Here is a 1,123-nt window from a genome sequence, read left to right as displayed (position 1 = left end):
GTCCGGAAGCCCCAGCTCCGGCCGATGGCCGCGACCGGCACCGCGGCGAGGGCGGGGTCGGCGAGGTCCGCCCGGCAGCGCTCCAGGCGCTGCTCGCGGACCCACGTCGACACGCTGACCCCGGTCGGTTCGAACAGCGTGTGCAGGCGACGCAGGGACGTGTAGGTGCCCTCGGCGATCCTGCGCGGGGTCAGGTCCACATCGGAGAGACGAGCGGTGATGTGGTCCATGACCTCGCGCAGGCCCACCGCGGGCGGGGCGGGCGCGGCCCCCGCGGGCAGGAGCATCGACCGGATCAGGCGCGCCGCGCTGTCCAGCAGCACGCTCCGCCCGACACCCGTCGCCGCTCCCGGTGCGGTGCCGCCCAGCGCCGTGAGCAGCGACCAGACGACGGGCGCGATGCCGTCCCCGGCGTCGAGCACGACGGCGGTCCGCTCCCGCAGCAGCTCGGTCGGGAAGTGCAGGGCACGCACCGGGAACTGCACGCACAGTGCGGCGCAGTCGTCGCTCGCCTCGAGCCGGACGGGGCGGTCCGAGGCGTACACCGAGAACTCCCCCGGGCGCAGGACACCGGTGCGGTCGTCCTGCGCCAGCGACAGGGTCCCGGACAGCTGCAGGGGCATCAGCAGGCACGAGTCGCCCTCCGTGGGCGCGACCCGGCCCTCGACGGAGGCGACGTGCCTGCTGCACTCCAGCTCGAAGAACTGGAAGTCCCCGACCCACCGGGATCTCAGGGACCCCTGGAAGGCCCGCGGGTCGTCGACCTGGACGGTCCAGTCCAGCCGCGACGCCCCGAGGGCCCGCCGCCACGCACCGGGCGTCACCTTGCCGGGCCCGGTGCTCGCCTCCTCCACAGGAGCAGCGCCGCGCTGCATGTGCTCCCCTTCCGGTCAGCCCCCGTCGTGGGCGTCGGCCATCAGCTCGGCGAGGTCCTCGGGCTGCAGGAACGACGGCGGCGGGGGCGGGCCCCACGAGTACAGGCTCTTCTCCCCCGCGACCACGCCCGGCTCCCAGACCTGGTCGTCGAGGATGCAGTCGATGTCCGAGTAGTACTCGGAGAAGTTGCCCGCGGGGTCACGCAGGTACCAGAAGAAGTTCGAGCCGATGTAGTGGCGGCCGAGCC

At 73.8% G+C, this 1,123-nt stretch carries 1 protein-coding gene and 1 pseudogene; both read right to left on the bottom strand.

Going from position 1 to position 1,123, the window contains the following annotated elements; translation table 11 throughout:
* Positions 1-875, bottom strand: an 875-nt coding sequence (locus tag H5J29_RS33715; RefSeq protein ID WP_181784911.1) for an AraC family transcriptional regulator, incomplete at its 3' end; no start/stop codon positions are given.
* Between the two features lie 15 nt (positions 876-890).
* A pseudogene (locus H5J29_RS33710) lies at positions 891-1,123 on the bottom strand (VOC family protein); the annotation flags it as partial.

It is taken from the genome of Pseudonocardia pini, assembly GCF_013870575.1.
Lineage (GTDB): Bacteria > Actinomycetota > Actinomycetes > Mycobacteriales > Pseudonocardiaceae > Pseudonocardia > Pseudonocardia pini.
Note: the sequence above shows the minus strand (reverse complement) of the source record. Positions and strands in the feature narration are given on the sequence as shown.